Below are 23,029 nucleotides of genomic sequence, written 5' to 3'. Positions count from 1 at the left end.
AGCTTGCTCCCGCTGGAGTGCGCAGCGCTCCCGCTTTTTTTGGGGCCGCTGCGCAGCCCAGCGGGAGCAAGCTCCCTCGCCACAGCAAGCCCGCTCCCACATGTTGATCGCTTTTCAGGTCATGAGTTTTCAGCGGCCAACGCAGCAATCACCGCCGGCCGCTCGCCCACCCGCTGCTGGAACTTCGCCAACGCCGGCCATTGCTGCAAATCGATATCAAAGAGCCCAGCCCAGCGCAGCACCACAAACAGGTACGCATCCGCCACTGAATACTGCGCGCCCAGCAGGTAGTCCTGACGCTCCAGGGTCTGCACCAGAATCGCCAACCGCTTGAACAGCGTGGCCTTGAACAGCGCCTTCACCTCATCCGGAATCGCGTCCTTGAACAGCACCCCCAGCCCGCCATGAATCTCGCTGGAGACAAAGTTCAGCCACTCCTGCAAACGCACCCGCTCCCAACTGCCATTGGCTGGTGCCAGGCCCGCCGCAGGTATCCGGTCGGCCAGGTATTGCAGGATGGCGGCGCCTTCGGTCAGCACCTCGCCGTTGTCCAGTTGCAGTGCGGCCACGTAGCCCTTGGGGTTGATCTGCAGGAAATCATCACCGTCAGCGGTGAGCTTTTTCTGGTTGTCGATGCGAATCAATTCAAACGGCAGGGCCAATTCCCGCAGCACGATATGGGAGGCGAGCGAACAGGCATTCGGGGAAAAATACAGCTTCATCGGGGCAACTCCGCAGGACAGTTGCCTTCAGTCTCGTGGGCATGGCACCTTGCGTAAAATTAATCTTTCAGAATCCTGCCATAAGGACAGCTACTGCCATGATGAACCTGATGCACTGGCGCCTGCTGGTGGCCGTGGCGGACAACGGCAGTATCACCGCAGCCTCCGAACGGGTGGGCATGACTCAGTCCGCCGCCAGCCAGGCGATGGCGGCCATGGAGGCCAACCTCGGTGCGCAATTGTTTGTGCGTGAGGCGCGCCAGACCGTGCCTACCGCCCTGGGCCTGCAGGTGATCGAGCAGGCGCGGGTGATGCTCGGGGCCTTGCAGGCGATTCGCACCACCGTGGACGAAGCGCGGCCCATGCTGCGTGGGACGGTTCGCATCGCGAGTTTCCCCATGGTGCTGGCGGTGTTCCTGCCGCCGCTGCTGCGGCGGTTCAACCAGCTTTACCCGGGCATCGAGGTCACGGCCCTGGAAGTCACGGACGATGAAGTGAACACCTTGCTCGACGCCAATCTGATCGACCTGGGGGTGGTGCTCAACCCGCCATCCGAGCGCAATGCTGCGGTGCTGGGGCGCGACAACTGGGTGGCCGTGTTGCCGATGGCGCACGTGTTTTCCCGGCGCCCGCCACAGGCAACGGTGACGCTGGAGGAGCTGGTGGAGCAACCGTTCGTGCTTGCCACCGGCGGCTGCACCGTCAACGCCCGCAGCCTGGCGCAGGAAGCCGGTCTGATATTGCGCGAGGTGCGGGTGGAAGTGCGGGAGTGGAATAGCGCCTTCAGCCTGGTGCGCGAAGGTGTCGGTGTCACCCTGGTACCCGAGATGACCCTGCCTGCCCAACGCAATGGCTTGCGCGTGATGCCGCTGACGGAGCCGGTGCACCGCGAGTTTGCGTTGGTGACTTCGCGCCATCAACCGCCCTCCGCAGCGGTTACTGCCTTGCTGCAAATGCTGGCTGACTAGTGGCCTTGCATAGCGCCAACGCCTGTCTATGCTCACTCAGAACCGTTGATGACGCATGGCATATAAAGCGTTTCGGATGGTTTTCCCCATAAAGGTCTGAGATCAAGATTCAAACCGTGAATGGAATCCGCCCGCGTGGGCGTCGGTAAAATAAAGGGTGATCTGTCATGTTCAACCGCCAACACAAATCCGACCTGCTGGAAATCGAACGTTTCTCCTGTGCCCTTACCGAAGCCAAGGCCAAATTGGCCGCCATCAGCCGTTCCATGGCAATGATCGAGTTTGATCGCAACGGCATCGTGCTGGATGCCAATGAAAATTTCTGCAAGACCATGGGCTACAGTGCCGAAGAGATTCGCGGCAAGCATCACCGGATTTTCTGCGAAGAGGCCTACACCCATACCGACGCCTACGCCAAGCTCTGGCGCGACCTGGCGCGGGGCGAGCCCCTCAGCGGCACCTTCATGCGGCTGAATAAACATGGCCAGGAGGTGTGGCTGGAAGCCAGCTACATGCCGGTGGTCGATTCCGACAACCAGGTGCAGAGCGTGATCAAGGTGGCCTCGGACATCTCGGCGCGGATTCACCGCGAGCATGAGAACCAGAGCCTGATCGACGCCATCGGCCGCTCCATGGCGGTGATTGAATTCACTCCGCAAGGCCAGATTCTGAATGCCAACGACAACTTCCTGAAGACAGTGAAGTATTCCCTCGGTGAAATCGTGGGCCAGCACCACAGTATGTTTTGTCATCGCGGTGAGACCGATTCGCCGGCCTACAAGGCATTCTGGGCTTCGCTCAATCGCGGCGAATATCACTCCCATCGGTTTGAGCGCAAAGACAAATTCGGCCAAACGCTGTTCCTGGAAGCCTCCTACAACCCGATCTTCGATGCCAGCGGGCGCCTGTACAAAGTGGTGAAGTTCGCCAGTGACATCACCGAGCAGGTCACCACCTTGCGCACCGCCGCCGACTCGGCCCACGCCACCTCGGTGCAGAACGACGCCTGCGCCCGCAAGGGGTCGGAAGTGGTGCAGCAGACCGTGCAGATCATCGAAGAAATTTCCCGAGACCTGAATGAGGCCGCCGTGAGCATCGATGCGGTGAGCAAGCAGTCGGACATTATCGGCAGTATCGTCCAGACCATCCGCGGCATTGCTGACCAGACCAACCTGCTGGCGCTCAATGCCGCGATCGAAGCGGCCCGGGCGGGTGAACATGGGCGCGGGTTTGCGGTGGTGGCGGATGAGGTGCGCAGCCTTGCGGCGCGAACCAGCCAGGCGACGATCGAGATTGTGGACGTGGTGCGCAAGAACCACGACCTGTCGATCAGCGCGGTGTCGAGCATGCAGTCGAGCTTGAGCCGCACGGGGCTTGGGGTGGAGCTGGCGAATGAGGCGGGGCAGGTGATCCTGGAGATTCAGGAAGGGTCACGGCATGTGGTGGATGCGATCAGTCAGTTCAACTCGACACTGCAGTTGCAGTAACACACCGTTAACAGATCGTTCCCACGCTCAGCGTGGGAATGCATTCGGTGACGCTCTGCGTCACGACTTCAAGAGCGGACGCAGAGCGTCTTGGGCTGCATTCCCACGCGGAGCGTGGGAACGATCATTGCGCGTGGCTTAGATCGCAGCCAGGGTCTCTTTCACCGTCTGCGCCTGCGGGTCAGCGGTTTTCGCCGCTACCTGCTGCGCCTGCTGGTCCTTCAGGCGTGCGGCCACTTCCTTGGAAATGGCGTCCTGCTTTTCCTGTGGCAGGTTTTTCACATCTTCTTCGGTCAAACCCTGTTCCTTGAGCAGTTGCTCGCGGATGCGCTCGGCCGGGCTTTTCTTCATGTAGTCGGTGAAGTCACTGCGGGCCGATGTGGTGGAGTCGGTCTTGGGCACATCAGTGCTCGACGTGGTCGCGGTGGTGGCCTGCAACTGCACGCGGGTCTTGGCAAAGGCCGCATCGATGTTGTCAGCCTTGGCATCGGCGGCGGCCTGGGTGGTGGACACGCCGGCGGCACCGGCACCCTGCGCGTTTTGCGCAGCACCGCTGTACAGCGCGCTGGCGGCAGCGTTGGCCGGGTCCATGTCTGCGCGCTTGATGCGTTGGATCGTCGACTGAGCCTGGGGATTGTTGTTGATCAGCATGATCAGGACACCTGTGGATGTGGGCGGTGCCACAGGAGGAGCAATTAGCGTGCCCAATGGTGTGGCCCCGTGTTTACGGGGCTTTTGGCCGCCACCGTCGGCAAGCCTTGGCGTGCCGACGGCCAGGGTTTGCCGCTAGTGGGCAATGTTCTCCAGCGCCAGGTTGCGGGTGCGCGGGCCGAACCAGCTGATGGTGATCATCACGATCAACATGCTGCTGGCGATAAACGCCAACACGCCCGGCGTGCCGAGGTGTTCGAGAATCACGCCGATCAACAAGCTGCTGAACACCGTGGACAACCGGCTGAACGAATAGCAGAACCCCACCGCCCGGGCGCGGATATTGGTGGGGAACAGTTCGCTCTGGTAGGAGTGATAACTGAAGCTCAGCCAGGCGTTGCAGAAGGTGATCATCACCCCGCAGATCACCAGCCCCACGGCGGTGGTTTGCAGCGCGAACAAACTGCCAAAGATCACCGCCCCCAGGGCCGAGCCGACAATCTGCCATTTGTTTTCAAAACGGTTCGCCACCTTCACAAACAGCAGCGGCCCCAGCGGGTAGGCGAGGGTGATGATGAAGGCATAACCCAAGCTGTGAGTGACGCTCACGCCCTGGCCCGAGAGCAGCGCCGGCAGCCAGTTGCCGAAACCAAAAAAGCCGATGGCCTGGAACACATGAAACACAATCAGCATCAACGCCCGGCGCCGGTACGGCGGTTGCCAGATATCGGCAAATCGCCCTTGGCCCTGCACGCTCACGGCTTGCGGTTCCGGCTCATCGAGTGGCTTGCCGTGGTCTTTCTGGCAGCGCGCTTCGAGGCTGTCCATGATCTGCCCGGCCTCGTCGAAGCGGCCTTTTTGCGCGAGCCAGCGCGGTGACTCCGGCAGGCGCTTGCGCAGTTGCCAGATAAACAGCGCAAACACCGCACTGCTCACCACCACCCAGCGCCAGCCGGACATCCCGAACGGCGCCTGGGGCACCAGCCACCACGACATCAAGGCCACCGCCGGCACCGACAGGAACTGGATGAAAAACGCGAAGGCAAACGCCGAACTGCGCATGCGCTTGGGCACCAGCTCCGAGAGGTAGGCGTCGATAGTGACCAGCTCGATCCCCAAACCAATGCCCACCAAAAAGCGCATGCAGATGATGCCCAGGGCGGAGGTCTGGATGCCCATCAACACGGTGGCAACGGTGTACCAGATCAACGCAAAGGTGAAGATCGCCCGGCGCCCGTAGCGGTCGGCAATCGGGCTGAGCAGGCTGGCGCCGAGGAACAGGCCGAGGAAGGTCGCCGAGGCAAAGGCCGCCTGATCGGAAAAGCCGAACACGCCCTGGCTGCCGGTATGGAAAATCCCGTCACTGATCAGGCCGGGGCTGATGTAGGCGGTCTGGAACAGGTCATACAGCTCGAAAAAACCGCCAATCGACAGCAGCGCCACCAGGCGCCAAACGGTGGCGACGGCGGGCAACCGATCGATGCGCGCACTGATATGCGCGGCGCGGATCGGGTCGATGCCGTCTGCAGGGGAGGGTGAAGACATGGGCAGAAGACTCAGTAAGTGATCGGGATCTCGAATTCCTGGAACGCATCATCCACCGGTTGGTAACCCAGCACACGGGTTGTTTCGCTGAGGTCCAGGCGTTTGAAGCGGTTATTGGAAATGCCGTGGGCGATCAGGTGTTTCACCCCGATGGTTTCCACCGAGCGTTGCAGCAGTTGTACGGCGTCGCGGGGGCTGAGCCAGGCGCTGAGGTCGCGGGCGTTGTTCAGCTCGTGGGTTTCGGGGAATTCAAACGCACCTATGCGCAGCGCGATGGTGGAAAGCGGGGTTTTGGCCGCGTAAAAACCGCAGAGGGCTTCGCCGTAGCATTTGCTCACGCCGTACAGGTTGGCGGGCATCACCTGCATGCCGGGGGTGATTTGCCGGTCGACCGGGTAGCCTTCGATGGTCTGGGCGCTGCTGGCGAACACCAGGCGTTTCACACCTGCGGCCACGGCGGCTTCGAACAGGTAGGTGGTGGCCAGGATGTTGTTGGGCAGCAACTCGTCGAAGGTGGCGCTGGCGTGGGGGATGCCCGACAGGTGCACGATCACGTCAATCCCATCGAGCAGGGCGGCGAGAGCGGTTTTGTCGCTCAGGTTGGCGTGGATGAAACGGTGTTCGCCGAGGGCGAAATCCGGCTCGATGCGGTCGGTGAGGGTGAAGCGGTAGCGGTCTTTCGAGGCTTCGAAAAACGTCTTGCCAATGCGGCCGCAGGCACCGGTGAGTAGTACGTTGAGTCCGTTCATTGTGTGGTCCTTGTTTTTAGTTATGACCGTCGAGGGCGAAGGTCTTGAAGCCGGGGCGCTGGCTGAGGGTTTCGTAGTAGGCGCTGACGGCCGGGTAGGACGGACGCTCCATGGGCGTCATCCGCCAGCGGTGTACCGACAGGCCGATGAGGATGTCGGCCAGGGTGAAATCGTTACCGGCCACATAGGCTTCGGTTTTGATCAGTTGCTGTTCCAGTAGGCCCATCTTGTCGTTCCAGCTTTTTACCCCGGCTTTGATGCGTTGCGGGTCTTGGTAGTCCGGGTTCTTGCGCACCAGGGCGTGGAAGGCGTAGCCCCACGACGGGTTGAGTTCGGTGGCTTGCCAGTCCATCCATTGCTCGACCCTGGCACGGGCCGCCGGCTCGACGGGCAACAGATCGTGGCGTTGGTGCAGGCTCACGAGGTAGCGGCAGATGGTGTTGGATTCCCACAGCACGCCGTTATCCTCCACGAGTACCGGGACTTGGGCGTTGGGGTTCAGTGCCAGGAATTCAGGGGACTGGGTGGGCGTGAAACCGATACCCCAGTCTTCGCGGTCGTAGGGGATATCCAGTTCCTGGCAGGTCCACAGGACTTTTCGCACGTTGATGGAAGAAGTGCGACCCAGGATTTTCAGCGAATGGCCCATGGTGCTTTCCTGACGAGGGTGAGAAGGCAGGGGGCAATTTAGCAGGGGCCAGAAGGCACGGCGAGGTGTTAAGTGGGCAGGATCAAAAATGTGGGAGCGGGCTTGCTCGCGAATGCGGTGTATCAGTGATGGAACGGTCCGCTGACACACCGCATTCGCGAGCAAGCCCGCTCCCACAGTTTGACCGCGTGCGGTCTGTTAGATAAGTGGTGATTCCTGGTCCATCAGCTTGCCCATCAGCAATACGCCCAACTCGCTCAGTTGGTGAATCGCCAATGCCGTGTCGCGGTCTTTGCCGGTGAGTTCATCAGACAGGTCGAGCAATAACGTGCTGACCGAGGAAAACGTCTCGTAGCTGTTGGCGATCAGGCTTTCGCTGTTGGCGTCGGGGCTGACGGTGAATAAGGCGGGAGGATTTGGAGTTGCTTTGAACATAGGTAGGATCTCTAACTGGGCCACCACCTGATCGCTACTAAACGAAAGGGTGGCGGCTGCACGCAGGTTAGTAGACCGGTAGACCCACACAAAAACCCGGCGCGCCACGAGGGCGCCCTGCGCACAGCCACCATCAAGCACAGACAGGTAAGTCCGACAGATGAAGCTCATGCACATTTGTATGGGGCTGCTCGGGCTACTAAACCCGATCACTGAGAAATTCAGCGACCGGGCAACCTTAGAGAGCCCTACCCAGGCGCACAAGCCGGCGGATTCTGACGTACCTGTAGGCAACGGAGCAAGGCGCCGGCATCAACACCAGTCACTTCCTACAGCTACCGCCTAGGTACTCTCGCGCACCTTCAACTCAAACCCCATGTCCACCACTGGCCGGGCGATCTTGTTGCCGGCCATCACCGTCAGCAGATGTTCAGCGGCGCGTCGGCCAATGGCTTCCCGTGGCGTACTGATGCTGCTCAACCGCGGCACCATGAACGAGGACGAGGGCAGGTCGTTGAAGCCCAGCACCGAGATCTGCTGCGGCACCTTGATGCCATGGCGCAACGCCTCCAGCAACGCGCCCTGAGCCAGATCGTCGTTGCCAAAGAAGATCGCGTCCACATCCGGATGGCTGGCCAGCAACTGCAGGAACAACTCGCCACCCAGGCCCACCGACGACGGACGTGGCGTCAGCACTTCCAGCGCCGGGTCATACAACCCCGCCTGTTGCAGAGCGCGCCGAAAACCCTCACCGCGCAACAACGTGCGCTGGTCCAGTTGCGCGCCGATGTAGGCCAAGCGCTTGCGACCCCGTGAGATCAGATGCGCGGCCGCCGTTTCCCCGGCGTTCATCTGCGAGAAGCCTACACAGTTGAGGCCGGCATTCGGGTCCAAATCCATCATGTATACACACGGCACGTTGCTCGACTCCACCATGCGCCGGGCACTCTCCGTACGGTCAAACCCGGTCAGCAGCAAGCCCCGTGGCTGGTAGGCCATGTAGTTGCGCAGCAGGTCTTCTTCTTCGTCGCGGGAATAGTGGGTGTTGCCGATCAGCACTTCAAAGCCCTTGGGCCGCAGCACCTGGTGGATGGCTTCGAGGGTTTCGATAAACAGCAGGTTGGACAGCGACGGCACCAACACCACCACCGATTGGCTTTGGGCCGACGCCAGGGCACGGGCGGCCGGGTTGACCACGTAACTCAGTTCGGCAGCGGCTTTTTGCACTTTTTCCACCAGCTCGGTGGCCACGGTGCTGATGCCGCGCAAGGCCCGGGAGGCGGTAATCGGGCTGACGCCAGCCAGGCGGGCCACTTCATTGAGGGTAGGGCGGCCCGTGGTGCGGGTATTTTTATCGTTCTTGGGAGTCATCAGGCGGCTTGCCAAACAAAAATCGAGGCACTAAGGTAGCGCTGTCTCCAAGACCCTGCAAATTCTTGAACGTCGGGATGCCTGTTCCCGTTCAAACCTTTGGAGCAGATGCACGCGTCACTCCATAAAAATGACAAGACGGCGCGGGAAAAGCCTGTTTTTGCACTAGCCTTACAGCGTGCAAAGGTAGCGCTATCTGCGTCTTGAGGTGTTTCATGAGTCAACCTGTTACTGCCCTCGTGATCATGGGTGTTTCCGGCTGTGGCAAGTCCAGCGTCAGCGAGGCCCTGTGCCTGCTGAACGGCGCCACCGCCATCGAAGGCGACAGCTTTCACCCCGCCGCGAACATCGAGAAGATGAGCGCCGGCCATCCCCTTAACGACGAAGACCGCGCCGGCTGGCTCGACATCCTGTGCGATGAACTGCGCCGCTCGCTCAAAGCCGGCGAGCACCCCGTGCTCACCTGTTCGGCCCTGAAAAAGAAATACCGCGACCACCTGCGTGAAGCCGCGCCGGGCCTGGGGTTTGTGTTTCTGGAGCTGACCCGCGAAGTCGCCGCCGACCGCGTGTCCCATCGCCCCGGCCATTTCATGCCGGCCAGCCTCATAGACAGCCAGTTCGCCACCCTTGAATCCCCGGTGGGCGAGCCGTTGACCCTGGCGCTGAACGCCAGTGAAGACAGCGTTGAAGAACTCGCTGAGCAAACCAATGCCTGGTGGCTGAAACACGGCTTTGAACCAAACAAATAATTTTTTGCCGGACAAGATAGCGCTGTCCGCCTGCACTGAATTTTTTACCGGCTTTAATAACAACAACAAACAGGAGAGACCCCCATGTTTGGCTTGTCCCACGATACCTATCTGCTGCTCGATGCAGTGGTGACCATCATCGGCCTGATCGTGTTGATCACCCGGTTCAAAGTCCACCCGTTCATTGCGTTGATCATCGCCGCAGGCTTTCTCGGCCTGACCTCGGGCATGCCCGTGGACAAGATCATCAAGGCCTTCCAGGACGGCTTCGGCGGGGTGCTCGGCTTTGTCGGGATTATCCTCGCGCTGGGTACGATGCTCGGCAAGATGATGGCCGATTCCGGCGGTGCCGATCAGATCGCGCAAACCCTGGTGCGGGCCTTCGGCAAGGAGAAGGTGCAGTGGGCAATGATGTTCGCCGCGTTTCTGGTGGGCATTCCGCTGTTCTTCGAGATCGGTTTTGTATTGCTGATCCCGCTGGTGTTTATCGTTGCGCGCCGTACGGGCGTGTCGCTGATTAAGATCGGCATCCCGCTGCTGGCTGGCCTGTCGGCAGTGCACGGCCTGGTGCCTCCGCACCCGGGCCCGTTGCTGGCAATTGGCGTGTTTGGGGCTGACATCGGCAAGACCATTCTCTACGGCCTGATTGTCGCGCTGCCTACGGCCATCATCGCCGGCCCGCTCTACGGTTCGTTTATCGCCAAGTACATCCCGGGCAACCCGTCCCAGGAACTGGTGGACCAACTGGCCAGTGAGCAACCGGAATCCAAGACCCTGCCGAGCTTCAGCATCACCCTGATCACCGTGCTGCTGCCGGTGTTCCTGATGCTGCTGAAAACCTTCGCCGACGTCGCCCTGCCGGACGGCCATGTGATCCGCAACTGGATGGACATGATCGGTCACCCGATCACCGCGTTACTGCTGGCCTTGCTGCTGTCGCTGTACACCTTTGGCCATCGCCAGGGCATCGGTTCCAAGCAAATCCTCAAGCTGCTCGACGCGAGCCTTGCGCCCACTGCCGCGATCATCCTGATCATCGGTGCCGGTGGTGGCTTCAAGCAGATGCTGGTGACCAGCGGCGTGGGTGATGTAATCGGCCAGATGGCGGTGACCGCGCAGATCAACCCGATCCTGCTGGCCTGGCTGGTGGCGGCGGTGATTCGTGTGGCCACGGGCTCTGCGACGGTGGCGACCATTACCGGTGCCGGCATTGTGGTGCCGGTGGTGGGGATGATTCCGGGGGTGAACCGCGAGTTACTGGTGTTGGCGACGGGGGCGGGCTCGCTGGTGTTGTCTCACGTCAACGATGCGGGGTTCTGGCTGGTGAAGCAGTACTTCAATATGACCGTGGCCGAGACGTTCAAGACCTGGACGGCGATGGAGACCATCCTGTCGGTGGTGGCGTTGGGCTTCATCATGTTGCTGTCGCTGGTGGTCTAGGCGGTAAGTGATCGTTCCCACGCTCCGCGTGGGAACGCATCCTGTGACGCTCCGCGTCACAAGCGGACGCAGAGCGTCCAAGGCGGCATTCCCACGCAGAGCGTGGGAACGATCATCGGGTCAGGCGTCAGCTTTCTTGACCAGCCCATCCGCCCGGAACATCGCCCGGATGCCCCGCACCGCCTGGCGAATCCGGTCCTGGTTTTCGATCAGCGCAAAGCGCACGTGATCGTCGCCATACTCACCAAAACCAATCCCCGGCGACACACACACCTTCGCCTCAAGCAGCAGCTTCTTGGCAAACTCCAGCGACCCCATCGCGGCGTATGCCTCGGGGATCTTCGCCCAGACGTACATCGACGCCTTCGGGTTCTCGACCATCCAGCCCAGCTCATGCAGACCTTTCACCAGCACGTTGCGACGCTGGCGGTACTGCTCGGCAATGTCTTTCACGCACTGCTGATCGCCTTCCAGCGCCGCAATCGCCGCCACTTGCAGCGGGGTGAAGGTGCCGTAGTCGTGGTAACTCTTGATCCGCGCCAGGGCGTTGACCAGTTCCGGGTTGCCCACCATGAAACCAATGCGCCAGCCGGCCATGTTGTAGCTCTTGGACAGGGTGAAAAACTCCACCGCGATGTCCTTGGCGCCCGGCACTTGCATGATCGAGGGGGCTTTCCAGCCGTCGTAGACGATGTCGGCGTAGGCCAGGTCATGCACCACCAGCACGTCGTACTGCTTGGCCAGGGCGATCACCCGTTCGAAGAAGTCCAGCTCCACGCACTGCGCGGTGGGGTTGGACGGGAAGCCGAGGATCATCATCTTCGGCTTGGGAATCGAGCCACGAATGGCGCGTTCCAGTTCTGCGAAGAAATCCACGCCTGGAATCAGCGGCACCGAACGCACCTGGGCGCCGGCAATCACGGCACCGTAGATGTGAATCGGGTAGCTGGGGTTTGGCACCAGCACCGTGTCGCCCTGGTCCAGGGTGGCCAGCATCAAATGCGCCAGGCCTTCCTTGGAACCGATGGTCACGATGGCTTCGGTTTCCGGGTCGATGTCCACTTCATAGCGGTCTTTGTACCAGCGCGAAATCGCCCGGCGCAGCCGCGGAATGCCTTTGGAGGTGGAGTAACCGTGGGTGTCTTCACGCTGGGCGACGGTGACCATTTTTTCCACGATGTGCGGTGGCGTGGCGCCGTCAGGGTTACCCATGCTCAAGTCGATGATGTCTTCGCCGCGCCGACGCGCAGCCATCTTCAGCTCGGCAGTGATATTGAACACGTAAGGGGGGAGTCGATCTATGCGCGCAAAGCGGCGCGGCGAACTGGGTTCGGCCATTGTTGCCTCGAAATACGTAAGCGCCCGGAACCGTCCGAGCGACGTCGGCCACTGCGGTGGCCTGCGGGGCAGACAATACGGTCGATGATGGCCAATTGTCCAGATGCTGTGGGAAAAATTTCTGCTTGGAGTGCGACGGGGATATGCCCCTATACTCGACGCGGGTTTGTTCCCTCATAAGAAGGAGACTGTTCAGATGGATCAACAGACAAAACTGCCGTTACAGCCGCGCATGGAAGAGGGCAAGGCCCTGGTGATCGCGGGTGTGCAAGGGCGTTATTCGAAAGCCACGATTGGCGATATTCCCAAGTTGTGGGAGTTGTTCGACAGCTGCTTCAAAGAGATCAAAAAGCGCGTCGGCGGCGTGACCTACGGCGTGTGCTACAACGCCAAACACGATGAATTCGACTACCTGGCCGGCGTTGAAGTGCCGGCCAAGGGCGATCTACCGAGCAACTTCCAGTCGATTGAAATCCCGGCCCACCGCTATGCCGTGTTCCCGCATTTTGGCCCGGTGCAGGCGCTGGCGCAGACCTATGAACGCATCATGTTCGAGTGGCTGCCGGCCTCCGGGTACAAGGTGGTCGGGGCCGATTTTGAGCGCTACAGCGCCGACTTCGATGTGGGTAAAGGCACGGGCTCCGTGGAAATCTGGATCCCGATCAACGCCGCATCCGCCTGATCGCGCCACTGGCAGGAGCGAGCCTGTTCGCTCCTGCCACCGCCTCTCAATACAACGTGGCCTTGACCCGCTCCGGCATGTCGCGGTCATAGGCTTCGGCGTCGAATGCCCCGTCATTCAAGCGCTTGTGAAAGGCCCCGGCGCTGGGCAGAGCCGAGCGATCCAGATGCTTTTCCGGGTTCCAGCAATCGGAACGCACAAAGGCTTTGGAGCAATGGAAATACGCCGCCTCCACCTGCACCAGAATCACCGAGCGGGCCGCTTTGCCATTCACCGCAAAGCTCTCCAGCAACTCGGGCTCGATGGAAATCTGCGCCCGGCCATTGACCCGCAGCGTCTCGCCAATGCCCGGAATGATGAACAGCAACGCTATACGCGGGTCCACCACCAGATTGCGCAGGGTGTCGAGGCGGTTATTCCCTGGCCGATCCGGAATCGCCAGCGTGCGCTCGTCGATGATTCGCACAAACCCCGGCACATCGCCACGGGGTGAGCCGTCGATGCCGTCCGGGCCGGATGAACTCACCACCACCAAGGGTGAAGCGCGGACCATGGCCTGGTAATCCTCGTTGAGAAACGGGATTTCCTTGCGCACGGCCCGTTCGTGGGGGAGGCCGTAGAGGGATTCGAGTTGTTCCAGGGTTGTTAGCATCTTCACCAGCTCCTTATTGTTTAAAACACCCACGCCAACCGGCGCTCATACCCAATCCGCCCCTTATACGCCTCCCCGCTGTCCACCCAGCCCTGCTGCAAATACAGCCCCATCGCGGCCACATTATCCGTGTCCACCGACAGCTCCAGCGCTTTGATCTGCGGCCAAACCAGGCGCGCGGCGGCGGGGAGGGCTTGCAGGCAGGCTTTGCCAAACCCCAGGCCTTGCTGATGGCGATCGACTTGCAACGCATGCAGCGTGGCGCTGTGTTCATCCGCCCAATGGGGCAGGCAGGGCGGGCGTTTGAGCAGCAGGAAGGCGACGGGGAGGTCGTCGGCCAGTAGCGCAAAGCCTGCGATGCCGGGATTCGGATTGACCAGCAGGGTGTTCAGCGCACAGTAGATATCGCCGGAAAACGCCAGTTGCTCGGGATGCACTTCAAGGGCGTTGAGTTGCTGTTGTTGCAGGGCAGTCAACGTCTGATAGGCGACGAGGCGAGTTTCCATCGGCGTAGCATCCGAAATCCTACAAAGAAGCGCGGATTCTAGCGGGTTTGCGGTCATCGCAATTATTTTTTGCGGGACTGTCGATTGGCCGATATCCCAGTCGACTAAGGGTGTCTTCAGTGATTTTTCCCAAGAGGAGTATCGCCATGAATGCCCAGGTTAAAACCGATATCAGCCGTTTGATCGAACAATGGCAGCAAGCCGTGATGGCCAAGGATATCGAGCGTATTGTCAGCTTCTACGCCGACGATATCGTCTCGTTCGACGCCGTAGGCGCCCTGCAATTCAAGGGCAAGGCCGCCTATCGCGCCCATTGGGAGGCGTGCATGAAGGTCTGCCCCGGTCCGGGTATTTTCGAGTTTCATGAGTTGCACATTGTGCCGGCCGCCGAGAGTGCGTTTGCCTTCTGGCTGGCGCGTTGTGGCGGCGCCGGGCCGGACGGTGTGGTGAAGGCGTGCTGGATGCGGGTGACCGCCGGTTACCAGCGTATCAACGGCCACTGGCAGGTGGTGCATGAGCACTGGTCGGCGCCGTTCGACATGCACACCGGCACCACCTTGTTCGCGCTGGAACCCTGATCGCCGGGGACTATAGTTGAGTGTCCGAAAACGGAGAATCCCATGAAATACCTCTGCCTGATCTATAGCAACGAGCAGGTGCTGCACGAGTCGCCCGACAGTCCCAAGGACCCGGAATGTTTTGCCTATGGCCAGTCCGTGCAGGCCAGCGGGCGGATGCTCGCTGCCGAACCGCTGGAGTCGGTAACCACCGCCACCACGGTACGCATGCGCAACGGCAAGCTGTCGATCACCGACGGACCGTTTGCCGAAACCAAGGAGCAGCTCGCCGGGTTCTACCTGATCGAAGCCAAGGACCTGAATGAAGCGATCCAGGTGGCCGGTGGCATTCCGGCCGCCCGGGTCGGCAGTGTGGAAGTGCGCCCCGTGCGTGAATTGAATCTCTGATCACAACAATAAAACTCAGGAGGTTTCCCATGAGCAATCAACCCAAGCCCGCCGAATTTGAACTGTCCATCAGTCGCTTGATCGACGCACCTCGCAGCCGCGTATTCCGTGCCTGGACCGAGCCGGCCTTGTTGCAGCAGTGGTGGGGCCCACACGGCATGACCACCCCCGAGTGCGAAATGGACCTGTGGGTCGGTGGGCAATTTCGCACGCTGATGCGCGCGCCCGACGGCAGCGAATACCCGACCCAGGGCGTATTCCTCGAAATCACTGCGCCCAGTCGGCTGGTGTTTACCGATGCGTTCACCCCCGGTTGGATCCCCTCGGGCCAGCCGTTCATGACCGCCGAAGTCACCTTTGAAGACGTCGACGGCAAAACCCTCTACACCGCCCGCGCCATGCACTGGAGCGCCGAAACCAAGCAGGCCCATGAAGCCATGGGCTTTCACGAGGGCTGGGGCCAGAGCCTCGACCGGCTGGTGACGCTGGTGACCGAAGGCCTGCGCGATTGACGGTGCAGGCCCGGGTCGAAGCGGTTTATCGCAGCGAATCGCGGCGCATCCTCGCGACCCTGATTCGCTTGCTCGGCGATTTCGACCTTGCTGAAGAAGCCTTGCACGAGGCGTTCTTCGTCGCGGTGGAGCGTTGGGCGCAAGACGGTGTGCCCGACAATCCCCGGGCCTGGCTGGTCTCCACCGGGCGCTTCAAGGCCATCGACCGTTTGCGCCGCCAGGCCCGGTTTGCCGCGCATCAGAACCAGTTGCTGGCTCAGGCTGATGAATTGGAAGAGGCCGACTGGAGCGCTGAAGACGTGGAAGACGACCGCCTGCGTTTGATCTTCACCTGCTGCCACCCGGCGCTGGCAGCAGATGCCCAGGCGGCGCTGACCTTGCGTGAGATCTGCGACCTCACCACCGAGGAAATCGCCCGGGCGTTTCTCGCCACGCCGGCCACCATCGCCCAGCGCATCGTGCGGGCCAAGGGCAAGATCCGCGAAGCGAAAATCCCCTATCAAGTGCCGTCCCTGGCGGAGTTGCCCGAGCGCCTGGACAGTGTGCTGCGGGTGATTTACCTGGTGTTCAACGAAGGTTATTCAGCGTCCATGGGCGCCGACCTGACCCGTGAAGACCTGACACGCGAAGCCATTCGCCTGGGCCGATTGCTGATGGAATTGTTGCCGGAGCCGGAAGTAATGGGCTTGCTGGCGCTGATGTTGCTCCACGAATCCCGGCGCCCGGCACGCACCTCGGCTGGCGGTGAGTTGGTGTTGCTGGATGAGCAGGATCGTTCGCTGTGGGATGCGTCGTTGATTGCTGAAGGGTGCGCCTTGGTGGAGAAGTCCCTGACCACACGCCGCTTCGGGCCCTACAGCCTGCAGGCGGCGATTGCGGCGGTACACGCCGAGGCGGCGAGCGCTGACGAGACCGACTGGCCGCAGATTGTCGGGCTGTACGACGTGTTGCTCGGGTTGGTGCCGTCGCCGGTGATCGAGCTGAATCGCGCAGTGGCCGTTGCAATGCGCGATGGGGCGTTGGCGGGGTTGCAGTTGGTGGACGGGATTCTGGCGCGGGGGGAGTTGGTGGACTATCACCTGGCGCACTCGGCACGGGGCGAGTTTTGTCGGCGATTAGGGCGAGTGGAGGACGCGCGGCGGGCGTTTGAGCGGGCGCTGGTATTGACCCAGCAAGAACCGGAAAAGCGCTTTATCGAGGGGCGTCTGGCCGAACTCAAATAGTGCAGGCGCTGGAGATCCAAATGTGGGAGCGGGCTTGCTCGCGAATGCGGTGTGTCAGTCAACATTTCAGTGACTGATCCACCGCATTCGCGAGCAAGCCCGCTCCCACATTTGATCTTCATTGTTCCGAATTTATGTTTCGGCGTTACTCCAGCATCTTGCCCAGCAGCCAACTGCCTGCCGGGCCGGGCGGATGCTGGCGTGACCACAGCGCATCCACCGCCACCGAGCGCGGCCAGCTTCGGGCCTTGATTTCACACAGGTGACCTCCGCCAAACCGCTCCACCAGCCAGCGTGGCAATGGTGCCCAGCCGAAACCCAACTGTGCCATTTCCATCAGCATCAGATAACTGGGCGCCGACCACACACGCCCTAGGCCTCGGGTTTCATTCGGGTTGATGATGCTCGCCAGGCGCAGTTCGCGGTGTTGCTCCAAGGTGTGCTGATCGATGTCCTTAAGGCTCGCCAGCGGATGTTTGGGGGCGACAAACAGCGCGATTTCCGTGCGTTCTTCCACGGCGGTACTGGTGAGGTCCGGCGGATAAACCTCCTGCTTCTCGATAAACGCAATCTGCGCCCGGCCGCTCTGCACCAGGGCGATCAAGTCCTCGCATTCGGCGATCAGGCATTCCAGCTCCAGGTCCGGGTAGCGCTGTTCGAAGGCGCTGAGGGCGGTTTCGAAACGGTCCGACTGGTAGGTATCGGACATGGCGATACTCAGCTTCGGCTCCAACCCCTGGGACAACTGGCTGGCCGCCAACTCCAGGCGGCTGCTGGCTTCCAGCACCTGCTCGGCGCGTTGCAACAGCACATGCCCGGCCGGGGTCAGCGTCGGCTTGCGGCTGCTGCGATCAAACAGCACCACGTCCAGGTCAATCTCCAGGCTGGCCACCGCCGCGCTGACGGTGGACTGGCTCTTGCCCAGTTTGCGCGCCGCTGCTGAAAACGAACCTTGGGTTGCCGCCTGCACAAACGCTTGAAGCACTTCATGGGAGGCCATGACTATCGCCTTGATCGATGGTTATTGGTTATGAAGTATCGAGTAAAAGGGTAATGATGGCAACCATCGTCACTCACGGAGAACGGGTCATGACACCCACCAAGTCGATTACTGAACGCGTTTGGCAAGCCATTGGTTTTGAAGGCCTGGCTTTGTTGATTTGTACGCCGCTGCTGGTCTGGATCATGGACCGGCCTGTCGTGGAAATGGGCACGGTGACCCTGGCGATCAGCCTGATGGCGCTGACCTGGAACATCATTTTCAACAGCCTGTTCGACCGCCTCAAGTTGCGCCTGAAGCTGGCCAATGGCGTCTGGACTCGGGTGCTGCATGCCCTGATGTTTGAAGGCGGCCTGATCATTGTCGCCGTACCGTTGATTGCCTGGTGGCTGAACATCAGCCTGATGCAGGCGTTTATCCTCGACATCGGCGTGCTGCTGTTTTTCCTGCCGTACACCTATGTGTATCACTGGGGTTATGACGCAGTGCGCGAAAAGATCATGCAAAAACGCGTGCTCAGCCAAGTTTGAGGGACGCCACAAACTCAAGGAACGCCCGCACCTTGGCCGCAGGTAAATGCCGCGACGGGTAGAAGGCATACAGCGGGAAGCGCTCATCGGGCCAGTCGGAAAACAGCTCGACCAACGCGCCCGAGTCGAGCGCGGGGGCAAGCCCGAGGTCGAGCATCTGCGCCACTGCATGGCCGTGTTCGCAAACGCTGTACAAGGTCCCGGCATCGTTGACCACCAGCCGCCCGCTGGTGGCGACGTTGACCTGCTCACCGGGCCGGTGGAATTCCCAGGCAAACGGCCGGCCGGTCTGGGAGTCGCGAAAGTCGATGCACACGTGCTGGCCGTCTTCCAGATCCTTGGGGTGTGAAGGGCGACCATGCCGCTCAAGATAAGTCGGCGACGCCAATGTCAGCACCCGCACTTCCATCAGCTTGCGGGCAATCAGCGAGGACGATTGCGGAATGCCAAAACGGATGGCCAGGTCAAAGCCATCCGCCACCAAGTCCCCGAGCTGGTCCCGCGTGTGCAGGTCTAACTGCAACTGCGGGTATTGGCTCATGAACTCACCGAGCACCGGCCCCAGTACCAGCCGCGAGAAGTACGGGTCGATGTTCACCCGCAACCGCCCACGTACGGTCAGGGCGCTGTCTGCCGCCGAGCTGGCGGCTTCTTCCAGGCCGGCCAGCAGTGGGGCGATTTCCTGGTAGAAACGCCGGCCCTCGTCGGTCAATTGCACCGAGCGAGTGGTGCGGTCGAACAGGCGAATGCCCAGGCGTTTTTCCAGCCGCGAAATGGCCCGGCTGACCCCCGAAGGCGTCATCTCCAGGCTGTCGGCGGCGCGGGCAAAACTGCCGCTGTCGACCACGGCGGCCAGTACGCCCATGCCGCCGGCCAGTCCTGGATCAAAACTCATGGGTGATTGCCTGTCAGGTATCCGAAAGCATTGATGCTAGCGGAGAATCTCGGCGCGTTACAGAAACATCCCGCCCGACGCCTCGACGCGCTGCCCGGTGATCCAGTTGCTGCCATCGGCCAGCAGGGTGGAAATCGCCCCGCCAATGTCATCCGGCAAGCCTGCGCGACCGAGTGCGGTGTTGTTGGCGACCATCGCGTTCACGTCCGGGTTGTCCCGCACCGCGCCGCCGCTGAAGTCGGTGGCGATTGCGCCGGGGGCCAGGGTGTTGACGGTAATCCCGCGCGCGCCCAACTCCTTGGCCTGGTAGCGAGTCAGCACCTCCACCGCGCCTTTCATCGAGGCGTAGGCCGAGTAACCCGGCAGGCTGAAGCGCGCGAGGCCGCTGGAGATATTGATGATGCGCCCGCCATCGCTGATCAGCGGCAGCAGTTTCTGGGTCAGGAAAAACGGACCCTTGAAGTGGATCGCCACCAGTTGGTCGAACTGCGCCTCGGTGGTTTCGGCGAAGCTGGCGTGGGCGCCAATCCCGGCGTTGTTGATCAGGAAGTTGAAGTGCGCCTGGCCGAACACGTCCTTCAACACCGTGCCGACCTGGGCGGTGAATGCATCGAAGGTGGCGCTTTGGCTGACGTCCAGTTGCAGCATCGCCGCTTTGCCGCCCAGTGCTTCGACTTGGGCGACCACCGCCTGGGCTTCGTCCGCCGCGCTGTTGTACGTGCCGATGATGTCGACGCCTTGTGCCGCCAGGTGCAGCGCAGCGCTTTTGCCCAGGCCGCGGCTGGCGCCGGTGATGAGTGCGATTTTACGGGTCATGGTGGAGCCCTCGGAGCGGGTGAGTGTTCGTGGGACTGAGTGTATTTGTCCGGTCATAACGTGATAAATAGAGCCGTACCGGAATCACTGGCCGGATAAGGCGAACAATCCCATGAACAAACTTGAGTTGCTGCGCACCTTCGTGCGCGTCACCGAGCTGTCGAGTTTCACCCAGGCGGGCGAAAGCCTGGGCCTGCCGCGCTCGACCGTGTCCGAGCATGTGCAGGCCCTGGAAGCGTTGGTCGGTGCGCGCCTGTTGCAGCGCACCACGCGCAAGGTCCAGGCCACCCAGGACGGGCGCGTGTTGTATGAGCGCAGCAAGGATCTGCTGTCCCATATGGAAGAGCTGGAAGGCTTGTTTCGCCAGGATGAAGCGCAACTGGCGGGGCGCATTCGCGTGGACATGCCCAACGTCATGGCCCGGGAACTGATCCTGCCGCGCCTGCCGGAATTCATGGACCTGCACCCGCTGATCGAGCTGGAGATCAGCAGCACCGACCGCCAGGTCGACCTGCTGGCCGAAGGTTTCGACTGCGTATTGCGGATTGGCGCGCAGCCGGACCAGTCGGTGGTGGCGCGGTTGCTGGGCAGCATGACGATGATCAATTGCGCCAGCGCGACTTACCTGCAACGTCACGGCGTGCCCAAGACGCTCGCCGATTTGGCCCACCATCAATTGGTGCATTACGTACGCCCGCTGGGCTCACGTTCGCCCGGGTTTGAATACGTACAGGGCAACAAGGTGCACCGGGTTCCCATGGCCGGGCGGGTGACCGTCAACAGCACCGACGCGTATCGGCTGGCGTGCATCGGTGGGTTTGGCCTGACTCAGGTGCCGGTCCTGGGCATTGTCGATCTCTTGGCCAGTGGTGAGTTGGTAGCGGTGCTGCCGGAGTATCCGGCACCTGCGCTGGACGTATCCCTGCTGTACGCCGGCCAACGGCATTTACCGCAGCGGGTGCGGGTGTTCATGGATTGGCTGGCGGCGACCCTGCAATCCCGGCTTTAACGCCGGGCTGACAACTGCTGCGGCGCCAGGAAGGCATCGTGGAAATAATCACGAAACGCCTGCATCGCCGGGGTGAAGTCGCGTTCGCGGTGCCAGGCCAGCCCGACACTCATGGGCGTGACCTTGTCGGTGACACTCACGGTTTCGATGCGCTTGCCTTCCAGCGACCACGGGCGATGCACCAGGTCCGACAGAATTGCCACGCCGCTGCCGTTGGCGACCATGCTGCGCACCGCCTCCACCGAACTGGTGCGCAGCCGCACCTTGGGCGTTTGCCCGGCCTGTTCCCAGTAGCGCATGGCGCTTTGTTCGGCCTCGTCGACGGTGAGGAAAATGTACGGCTCCCGGGCCACGTCCGCGAGGCTCACGGCGGGGCGTTCGCACAACGGGTGATGGCTGGGCAGCCACAGGCGGCGTTCGGAGTTGAAGAGGATTTCCGAGACGATATCCGGGTGGGTGAGGTTGGCGGTGAGCACCACGGCCATGTCGAACTGGCCGTTGAGCAGGCCGTGTTCGATGGCCTGGCGTTCCTGTTCGAAGACCTCGATGGTCACGTCCGGGTGCCAGTGTTCCATGCGCTGCAAATGGTGCGGCAGGAAGTAACCGAGAACGGTGTAGCTGGCGGCCACCCGCAGTACGCCGCTGGCGCGGTAGTCCGGCAACGGGCTGTTCAGGGCATCGTCGACACTGCGCACAATCACGTAGGCCCGATTGAGAAAATGCCGCCCGGCATCGGTCAGGCTCATGCCTTGGGCCGAGCGCACGAATAGCTGCGCACCGAGCATCGCTTCCAGCTCCTTGATCGCGGTGGTCACCGCCGATTGGGAGATGTTCAGGTGAATCGCCGCCTGGGAGATCTGGCCGATTTCGGCGGTGGCGACGAAGTAGCGGATTTGACGCAGGGTCAGGGACATTGGTTTCTCCGCTCGTTCCCACGCTTTGCGTGGGAACGCATCCTGTGACGCTCTGCGTCACGATTTAAAAGGGACGCAGAGCGTCCAGGGCGGCATTCCCACGCGGAGCGTGGGAACGATCAGTATGAATCGCCGCCTGGGAGATCTGGCCGATTTCGGCGGTGGCGACGAAGTAGCGGATTTGGCGCAGGGCAGGGACATTGGTTTCTCCGCTCGTTCCCACGCTTTGCGTGGGAACGCATCCTGTGACGCTCTGCGTCACGATTTTAAAAGCGGACGCAGAGCGTCCAGGGCGGTATTCCCACGCGGAGCGTGGGAACGATCAGTATCGGGTATCTGATTTTCAGAAGATGGGCCATCTGATAATAGATCTTCCCAAGGGGTCAAGCCGCAGCCTAATTTCCATGGCATGAACTTCAATGGAGCGACCCCGATGCAGGCAGTGGATTTCAATTCGGACATGGGCGAAGGCTTCGGCCCCTGGACCATCGGCGATGGCGTCGACAGCGAGCTGATGGCCTATATCAGCTCGGCCAACATCGCCACCGGCTTTCATGCCGGTGACCCGGGCACCATGCGCCGCACCGTCGAGCGCGCCAAGCAACTGGGTGTGGCGATTGGCGCGCACCCGGGCTTTCGTGACCTGGTGGGTTTCGGCCGGCGCCATATCAACGCCCCGGCCCAGGAACTGGTGGACGACATGCTCTATCAGCTCGGCGCCCTGCGGGAGATCGCCCGGGCCCAGGGCCTGACGCTGCAACACATCAAGCCCCACGGCGCGTTGTACATGCATCTGGCGCGGGACGAAGAAGCGGCGCGGCTGTTGGTGGAAAACCTGCAACGCCTGGAGCCCACGCTGTTGCTGTACTGCATGCCCAACTCGGTGATCTGGCGCGTTGCCAAGGAACTGGGCCAGCCGGTGGTGCGGGAGTTTTATGCCGACCGTGAGTACGATCTCACGGGTTCCATCGTGTTTACCCGTCATGTGCGGGCGCTGGATCCGGCAACGGTTGCGGCGCGAGTCCTACGTGCCTGCCAGACCGGCCTGGTGCGCACGGTTGAAGGCGAAGACCTGTTTATCGAGTTCGATTCCATCTGCCTGCACAGCGACACCCCGGGCGCCCTTGAATTGGTGGAAGCCACCCGCGAAGCGTTGGACCAGGCGGGGATTGAAGTGCGCACACCTCGCTGACCGACACCGGTGCCCAGACACCGGGTCTC

General features: G+C 61.5%; 26 protein-coding genes and 1 pseudogene. 13 read left to right on the top strand and 14 right to left on the bottom strand.

The annotated features are described in order from the left end of the window. Nucleotides 1–119: 119 nt before the first annotated feature. Nucleotides 120–722, bottom strand: a complete 603-nt coding sequence (gene gstA, locus D109_RS0105070) for a glutathione transferase GstA (protein WP_017475962.1) — start codon at nucleotides 720–722, stop codon at nucleotides 120–122. 98 nt (nucleotides 723–820) lie between these two features. Here gstA and D109_RS0105065 point away from each other — a divergent pair, with 98 nt between their 5' ends. The 3 genes and pseudogenes from D109_RS0105065 (at nucleotide 821) to D109_RS1000000135195 (ending at nucleotide 3,177) form a co-directional block, all read left to right on the top strand. Beyond that, nucleotides 821–1,690: a LysR family transcriptional regulator gene (locus D109_RS0105065; RefSeq protein ID WP_017475961.1), complete on the top strand. Its 870-nt coding sequence runs from the start codon at nucleotides 821–823 to the stop codon at nucleotides 1,688–1,690. Between the two features lie 167 nt (nucleotides 1,691–1,857). Then, nucleotides 1,858–2,586 (top strand): annotated as a pseudogene (locus D109_RS1000000135200) (PAS domain-containing protein); the annotation flags it as partial. An 18-nt stretch (nucleotides 2,587–2,604) separates the two neighbouring features. Further along, nucleotides 2,605–3,177 carry a methyl-accepting chemotaxis protein gene (locus D109_RS1000000135195; RefSeq protein WP_256219477.1) on the top strand — a complete coding sequence of 191 codons (573 nt, stop codon included), beginning with the start codon at nucleotides 2,605–2,607 and terminating at the stop codon, nucleotides 3,175–3,177. Nucleotides 3,178–3,315: 138 nt separating this feature from the next. Here the strand turns inward: D109_RS1000000135195 and D109_RS0105055 are convergent, their stop codons facing one another. The 6 genes from D109_RS0105055 to D109_RS0105030 all read right to left on the bottom strand — a co-directional run bounded on the left by D109_RS0105055 (nucleotide 3,316) and on the right by D109_RS0105030 (nucleotide 8,580). Then, complete coding sequence (locus D109_RS0105055; RefSeq protein WP_017475959.1) at nucleotides 3,316–3,828, bottom strand: hypothetical protein; 513 nt, start codon at nucleotides 3,826–3,828, stop codon at nucleotides 3,316–3,318. A 135-nt stretch (nucleotides 3,829–3,963) separates the two neighbouring features. Then, a complete protein-coding gene (locus D109_RS0105050; protein WP_017475958.1) occupies nucleotides 3,964–5,373 on the bottom strand; it encodes an MFS transporter in 1,410 nt (469 codons plus the stop codon). 11 nt (nucleotides 5,374–5,384) lie between these two features. After that, nucleotides 5,385–6,122, bottom strand: a complete 738-nt coding sequence (locus D109_RS0105045; protein WP_017475957.1) for an NAD(P)-dependent oxidoreductase — start codon at nucleotides 6,120–6,122, stop codon at nucleotides 5,385–5,387. Between the two features lie 16 nt (nucleotides 6,123–6,138). After that, on the bottom strand, nucleotides 6,139–6,771 hold the full coding sequence (locus D109_RS0105040) for a glutathione S-transferase family protein (protein WP_017475956.1): 633 nt from the start codon (nucleotides 6,769–6,771) through the stop codon (nucleotides 6,139–6,141). A 198-nt stretch (nucleotides 6,772–6,969) separates the two neighbouring features. Continuing rightward, entirely contained in the window at nucleotides 6,970–7,206 is a 237-nt protein-coding gene (locus tag D109_RS0105035; RefSeq protein WP_017475955.1) for a DUF6124 family protein, read from the bottom strand. Between the two features lie 342 nt (nucleotides 7,207–7,548). Next, nucleotides 7,549–8,580, bottom strand: coding sequence for a LacI family DNA-binding transcriptional regulator (locus tag D109_RS0105030; protein ID WP_177325501.1), 1,032 nt, complete (start codon nucleotides 8,578–8,580; stop codon nucleotides 7,549–7,551). Between the two features lie 212 nt (nucleotides 8,581–8,792). Here D109_RS0105030 and D109_RS0105025 point away from each other — a divergent pair, with 212 nt between their 5' ends. Then, complete coding sequence (locus tag D109_RS0105025) at nucleotides 8,793–9,326, top strand: gluconokinase (protein ID WP_017475953.1); 534 nt, start codon at nucleotides 8,793–8,795, stop codon at nucleotides 9,324–9,326. 84 nt (nucleotides 9,327–9,410) lie between these two features. Further along, nucleotides 9,411–10,766: a GntP family permease gene (locus D109_RS0105020; RefSeq protein ID WP_017475952.1), complete on the top strand. Its 1,356-nt coding sequence runs from the start codon at nucleotides 9,411–9,413 to the stop codon at nucleotides 10,764–10,766. 120 nt (nucleotides 10,767–10,886) lie between these two features. Here D109_RS0105020 and alaC read toward each other — a convergent pair whose 3' ends face one another. Continuing rightward, on the bottom strand, nucleotides 10,887–12,104 hold the full coding sequence (alaC, locus tag D109_RS0105015; protein ID WP_017475951.1) for an alanine transaminase: 1,218 nt from the start codon (nucleotides 12,102–12,104) through the stop codon (nucleotides 10,887–10,889). 196 nt (nucleotides 12,105–12,300) lie between these two features. Here alaC and D109_RS0105010 point away from each other — a divergent pair, with 196 nt between their 5' ends. Further along, nucleotides 12,301–12,786 carry a GyrI-like domain-containing protein gene (locus tag D109_RS0105010; protein ID WP_017475950.1) on the top strand — a complete coding sequence of 162 codons (486 nt, stop codon included), beginning with the start codon at nucleotides 12,301–12,303 and terminating at the stop codon, nucleotides 12,784–12,786. 46 nt (nucleotides 12,787–12,832) lie between these two features. On the opposite strand, the gene D109_RS0105005 is transcribed toward D109_RS0105010, so the two are convergent. Together D109_RS0105005 and D109_RS0105000 are read right to left on the bottom strand one after the other, a co-directional pair. Further along, nucleotides 12,833–13,438, bottom strand: a complete 606-nt coding sequence (locus D109_RS0105005) for a pyridoxamine 5'-phosphate oxidase family protein (RefSeq protein ID WP_017475949.1) — start codon at nucleotides 13,436–13,438, stop codon at nucleotides 12,833–12,835. Nucleotides 13,439–13,458: 20 nt separating this feature from the next. After that, nucleotides 13,459–13,944, bottom strand: a complete 486-nt coding sequence (locus D109_RS0105000; RefSeq protein WP_017475948.1) for an N-acetyltransferase — start codon at nucleotides 13,942–13,944, stop codon at nucleotides 13,459–13,461. 146 nt (nucleotides 13,945–14,090) lie between these two features. Here D109_RS0105000 and D109_RS0104995 point away from each other — a divergent pair, with 146 nt between their 5' ends. From D109_RS0104995 to D109_RS0104980, 4 genes are read left to right on the top strand one after another with little or no spacing between them, the layout of a single operon-like run. Beyond that, complete coding sequence (locus D109_RS0104995) at nucleotides 14,091–14,522, top strand: nuclear transport factor 2 family protein (RefSeq protein ID WP_017475947.1); 432 nt, start codon at nucleotides 14,091–14,093, stop codon at nucleotides 14,520–14,522. Between the two features lie 42 nt (nucleotides 14,523–14,564). Continuing rightward, nucleotides 14,565–14,909, top strand: a complete 345-nt coding sequence (locus tag D109_RS0104990) for a YciI family protein (protein ID WP_017475946.1) — start codon at nucleotides 14,565–14,567, stop codon at nucleotides 14,907–14,909. A 29-nt stretch (nucleotides 14,910–14,938) separates the two neighbouring features. Continuing rightward, entirely contained in the window at nucleotides 14,939–15,421 is a 483-nt protein-coding gene (locus tag D109_RS0104985) for an SRPBCC family protein (RefSeq protein WP_017475945.1), read from the top strand. Continuing rightward, complete coding sequence (locus D109_RS0104980) at nucleotides 15,418–16,644, top strand: RNA polymerase sigma factor (protein WP_017475944.1); 1,227 nt, start codon at nucleotides 15,418–15,420, stop codon at nucleotides 16,642–16,644. Before D109_RS0104985 ends, D109_RS0104980 begins: the two co-directional genes overlap by 4 nt. A 145-nt stretch (nucleotides 16,645–16,789) precedes the next feature. Here D109_RS0104980 and D109_RS0104975 read toward each other — a convergent pair whose 3' ends face one another. Next, nucleotides 16,790–17,644: a LysR family transcriptional regulator gene (locus D109_RS0104975; protein ID WP_017475943.1), complete on the bottom strand. Its 855-nt coding sequence runs from the start codon at nucleotides 17,642–17,644 to the stop codon at nucleotides 16,790–16,792. An 89-nt stretch (nucleotides 17,645–17,733) separates the two neighbouring features. On the opposite strand from D109_RS0104975, the gene D109_RS0104970 reads away from it, so the two are divergent. Then, complete coding sequence (locus D109_RS0104970; RefSeq protein ID WP_017475942.1) at nucleotides 17,734–18,174, top strand: multidrug/biocide efflux PACE transporter; 441 nt, start codon at nucleotides 17,734–17,736, stop codon at nucleotides 18,172–18,174. Here D109_RS0104970 and D109_RS0104965 read toward each other — a convergent pair. Both D109_RS0104965 and D109_RS0104960 read right to left on the bottom strand, forming a co-directional pair. Further along, the gene (locus D109_RS0104965) at nucleotides 18,161–19,069 is read right to left on the bottom strand and encodes a LysR family transcriptional regulator (protein ID WP_017475941.1); all 909 of its coding nucleotides are present in this window, start codon (nucleotides 19,067–19,069) and stop codon (nucleotides 18,161–18,163) included. The genes D109_RS0104970 and D109_RS0104965 overlap by 14 nt on opposite strands. 57 nt (nucleotides 19,070–19,126) lie before the next feature. Beyond that, nucleotides 19,127–19,885 carry an SDR family NAD(P)-dependent oxidoreductase gene (locus D109_RS0104960; RefSeq protein WP_017475940.1) on the bottom strand — a complete coding sequence of 253 codons (759 nt, stop codon included), beginning with the start codon at nucleotides 19,883–19,885 and terminating at the stop codon, nucleotides 19,127–19,129. Nucleotides 19,886–19,997: 112 nt separating this feature from the next. Between D109_RS0104960 and D109_RS0104955 the strand changes: the two genes are divergently transcribed. Further along, nucleotides 19,998–20,894, top strand: coding sequence for a LysR family transcriptional regulator (locus D109_RS0104955; protein ID WP_017475939.1), 897 nt, complete (start codon nucleotides 19,998–20,000; stop codon nucleotides 20,892–20,894). Here D109_RS0104955 and D109_RS0104950 read toward each other — a convergent pair. Next, on the bottom strand, nucleotides 20,891–21,808 hold the full coding sequence (locus tag D109_RS0104950; RefSeq protein WP_017475938.1) for a LysR family transcriptional regulator: 918 nt from the start codon (nucleotides 21,806–21,808) through the stop codon (nucleotides 20,891–20,893). The genes D109_RS0104955 and D109_RS0104950 overlap by 4 nt on opposite strands. A 433-nt stretch (nucleotides 21,809–22,241) precedes the next feature. Between D109_RS0104950 and D109_RS0104945 the strand changes: the two genes are divergently transcribed. Continuing rightward, nucleotides 22,242–23,000 carry a 5-oxoprolinase subunit PxpA gene (locus D109_RS0104945; protein ID WP_017475937.1) on the top strand — a complete coding sequence of 253 codons (759 nt, stop codon included), beginning with the start codon at nucleotides 22,242–22,244 and terminating at the stop codon, nucleotides 22,998–23,000. Nucleotides 23,001–23,029: the final 29 nt, after the last annotated feature.

This window comes from Pseudomonas sp. PAMC 26793, assembly GCF_000313235.1.
Classification (GTDB): domain Bacteria; phylum Pseudomonadota; class Gammaproteobacteria; order Pseudomonadales; family Pseudomonadaceae; genus Aquipseudomonas; species Aquipseudomonas yamanorum.
This window is presented reverse-complemented; position numbering and strand designations above follow the sequence as displayed.

What these genes read in the sequence shown, in the direction of transcription:
- D109_RS0105020 (WP_017475952.1), top strand. Translation starts at nt 9,411, where the DNA reads ATGTTTGGCTTGTCCCACGATACCTATCTGCTGCTCGATGCAGTGGTG.
- D109_RS0104985 (WP_017475945.1), top strand. Translation starts at nt 14,939, where the DNA reads ATGAGCAATCAACCCAAGCCCGCCGAATTTGAACTGTCCATCAGTCGC.
- D109_RS0105025 (WP_017475953.1), top strand. Translation starts at nt 8,793, where the DNA reads ATGAGTCAACCTGTTACTGCCCTCGTGATCATGGGTGTTTCCGGCTGT.
- D109_RS0104995 (WP_017475947.1), top strand. Translation starts at nt 14,091, where the DNA reads ATGAATGCCCAGGTTAAAACCGATATCAGCCGTTTGATCGAACAATGG.
- D109_RS0105040 (WP_017475956.1), bottom strand. Translation starts at nt 6,771, where the DNA reads ATGGGCCATTCGCTGAAAATCCTGGGTCGCACTTCTTCCATCAACGTG.
- D109_RS0105010 (WP_017475950.1), top strand. Translation starts at nt 12,301, where the DNA reads ATGGATCAACAGACAAAACTGCCGTTACAGCCGCGCATGGAAGAGGGC.
- D109_RS0104945 (WP_017475937.1), top strand. Translation starts at nt 22,242, where the DNA reads ATGCAGGCAGTGGATTTCAATTCGGACATGGGCGAAGGCTTCGGCCCC.
- D109_RS0105055 (WP_017475959.1), bottom strand. Translation starts at nt 3,828, where the DNA reads ATGCTGATCAACAACAATCCCCAGGCTCAGTCGACGATCCAACGCATC.
- D109_RS0105005 (WP_017475949.1), bottom strand. Translation starts at nt 13,438, where the DNA reads ATGCTAACAACCCTGGAACAACTCGAATCCCTCTACGGCCTCCCCCAC.
- D109_RS0104955 (WP_017475939.1), top strand. Translation starts at nt 19,998, where the DNA reads ATGAACAAACTTGAGTTGCTGCGCACCTTCGTGCGCGTCACCGAGCTG.
- D109_RS0105050 (WP_017475958.1), bottom strand. Translation starts at nt 5,373, where the DNA reads ATGTCTTCACCCTCCCCTGCAGACGGCATCGACCCGATCCGCGCCGCG.
- D109_RS0105000 (WP_017475948.1), bottom strand. Translation starts at nt 13,944, where the DNA reads ATGGAAACTCGCCTCGTCGCCTATCAGACGTTGACTGCCCTGCAACAA.
- D109_RS0104965 (WP_017475941.1), bottom strand. Translation starts at nt 19,069, where the DNA reads ATGAGTTTTGATCCAGGACTGGCCGGCGGCATGGGCGTACTGGCCGCC.
- D109_RS0105035 (WP_017475955.1), bottom strand. Translation starts at nt 7,206, where the DNA reads ATGTTCAAAGCAACTCCAAATCCTCCCGCCTTATTCACCGTCAGCCCC.
- gstA (WP_017475962.1), bottom strand. Translation starts at nt 722, where the DNA reads ATGAAGCTGTATTTTTCCCCGAATGCCTGTTCGCTCGCCTCCCATATC.
- D109_RS0104970 (WP_017475942.1), top strand. Translation starts at nt 17,734, where the DNA reads ATGACACCCACCAAGTCGATTACTGAACGCGTTTGGCAAGCCATTGGT.
- D109_RS0104975 (WP_017475943.1), bottom strand. Translation starts at nt 17,644, where the DNA reads ATGGCCTCCCATGAAGTGCTTCAAGCGTTTGTGCAGGCGGCAACCCAA.
- D109_RS0104990 (WP_017475946.1), top strand. Translation starts at nt 14,565, where the DNA reads ATGAAATACCTCTGCCTGATCTATAGCAACGAGCAGGTGCTGCACGAG.
- D109_RS0104960 (WP_017475940.1), bottom strand. Translation starts at nt 19,885, where the DNA reads ATGACCCGTAAAATCGCACTCATCACCGGCGCCAGCCGCGGCCTGGGC.
- alaC (WP_017475951.1), bottom strand. Translation starts at nt 12,104, where the DNA reads ATGGCCGAACCCAGTTCGCCGCGCCGCTTTGCGCGCATAGATCGACTC.
- D109_RS0105065 (WP_017475961.1), top strand. Translation starts at nt 821, where the DNA reads ATGATGAACCTGATGCACTGGCGCCTGCTGGTGGCCGTGGCGGACAAC.
- D109_RS0104950 (WP_017475938.1), bottom strand. Translation starts at nt 21,808, where the DNA reads ATGTCCCTGACCCTGCGTCAAATCCGCTACTTCGTCGCCACCGCCGAA.
- D109_RS0105045 (WP_017475957.1), bottom strand. Translation starts at nt 6,122, where the DNA reads ATGAACGGACTCAACGTACTACTCACCGGTGCCTGCGGCCGCATTGGC.